This window comes from Kitasatospora sp. NPDC059160 (assembly GCF_042755465.1).
Taxonomy (GTDB): Bacteria; Actinomycetota; Actinomycetes; order Streptomycetales; family Streptomycetaceae; genus Kitasatospora.
The window spans coordinates 1-1,952 of the sequence record NZ_JBHZCN010000242.1; the positions used below are offsets into that span (position 1 = coordinate 1).

2 protein-coding genes are annotated in these 1,952 nt (G+C 38.0%); both read right to left on the minus strand.

What is annotated here, in order from left to right:
- Positions 1-490: 490 nt before the first annotated feature.
- Complete coding sequence (locus ACFXOZ_RS42445) at positions 491-1,399, minus strand: hypothetical protein (protein ID WP_375839305.1); 909 nt, start codon at positions 1,397-1,399, stop codon at positions 491-493.
- Positions 1,400-1,489: 90 nt separating this feature from the next.
- Positions 1,490-1,663, minus strand: a complete 174-nt coding sequence (locus tag ACFXOZ_RS42450) for a hypothetical protein (RefSeq protein ID WP_375839303.1) — start codon at positions 1,661-1,663, stop codon at positions 1,490-1,492.
- Positions 1,664-1,952: the final 289 nt, after the last annotated feature.

Sequence of the window (1,952 nt, forward strand, 5' to 3'; positions counted from 1 at the left end):
AAGGGGTCACTCCCAATAAAAAGACTACGACATATAAAACAGGTTTAGCTTCAGAGAAAAAGAGCATAAGGAAACTCGGTGCCACCCTAAAAAAAAGGGTGTCAAACAGGCTGTGCCTGTTGAGTTTCTATGCTCTTAGAACAGGTGCCGTTTTTGAAGCCAAAGATATAGCATAGATACCCCATAGATATAGCAGGGATATACCAAAATATCTCTAGAGATACGGGTATCTATGCTATATCTCTCTACAAGATTCCTCCACACGCTTGACGGAAATGCTTCAGCATTTTAGCACTCACTCGACAGAGTGTATAAGTGCGCCATTCGGAATTTCAAAGCTTCAAATTTCACAGAGAGTGCCCATTTATACACACCCCCTAAATCGTGGTGTGACAATGGGTTCTCGCCGGCTCGAAATCGGTTTGTCATTCTGACAAATAACCCTTCGGGAAATAAAAAAAACGGCTCCATAAAGAGGAACCGTTTTGCTTCAAAAATCACGTTTTGTGTTATACTGGAGAAACGAAATTGTGTTTTCAAAATTGTCATTTTCGACATGATAACTTTTCTCGTAGTGTGGTTTTGCCGAACCCACTACTTTTTTTATGTCTCCGAACTTCATTTCTTCCCGTTCCGGCTTAACAATCCCTTTTGATTTTCGATACATATTCATTCCGGAAGGATACATGTGCAGCCGTCCGCCTTTTAAAAATTTCTTTTCCCGACCTTCTACGATCTTTGTTTGCACCTCACAGCCCTCTGAAGCCACTTTTAAGGCTGTTTCCCTGTCTTGGACATCTTCTAGGTCTATATCAGTCAAATAAGCGCTCAAATAGGCTCCTATGTTGTCTATATCCTTTAATGACTTGATTGTTACAAATCCTAAACCCCATAGACTCCTTAATTCAGCATTTTTAATATAAATCTTATCCAAATCATTAAAGCGCATTAAAACATGACAATGCCAGGCTCCACGTCCTTGTGGCTCTACCACCGATAAATAATCTATCGAACTTTCTTTCTTGTATTTATAACGCAACCTGTCGATAAAATTTTGAAAATCACTATAAAGTTTTTTCGTGTCCGTCATATTTTTCTTGTATGTCAAAGTTATATGTAATTCATTTGGCCGTCCTATAAAATTGTTATTTATCAAATAACGCAGCTTCTTAAAGGTTTGTCTCAAAGAATTATAATTTTCCTGCCGATTTTCCGAATGCTCGAACTCCCGGATCTCCCCAGTAGAGAGGTCTACAAACCTATCCTTGTCCAATTTTTTGATATTATTTTTCCGGTTCATCTTCTCCATATGCTGAACTTCAATGACGTGATTCATAGTGGTCACTTTTACAACATCATTTGGAGCTATGAAAACCGCGTCACCATTGCGTTTATCCATCCATTTCCCCTCAATTTTTCCTGTAATGTTTAATTAAAATCAAGTTAATAATAAAGAACCCCAAATCCGAAGTCAGTTTTTCAACAAAAATTAGCGTCCTTTTCCCAAATAGTCCCTATACAATTCCTTAATAGCAAACTCAATTACAGCATCTTTTGAAACTCTTCCAAATTCATTGTGTTTTGTAAAATGTTCGGCTAATAACTCTAGCTTTTTAAATGTTTCAACAGTAATTCGAGGTCCAATTTGTTTTTTCTCTTCCATCCAAACACACTCCTAACAAGTTGTTAACATAATTCTAACATTGGAAATAATAGAATTCAAGAACAGAAAAAAGAAGCACACTCGGAATGATATTTCGTTTCCTTTTGATTCCGAGCCTCCACCCCTTACAATCCCCAAAGGCAACCGACAAGGGAAAATTCGTCCCTTATCGGCACCTCCGGAAATTGTACAGCAAGGGGTCACTCCCAATAAAAAGACTACGACATATAAAACAGGTTTAGCTTCAGAGAAAAAGAGCATAAGGAAACTCGGTGCCACCCTAAAAAAA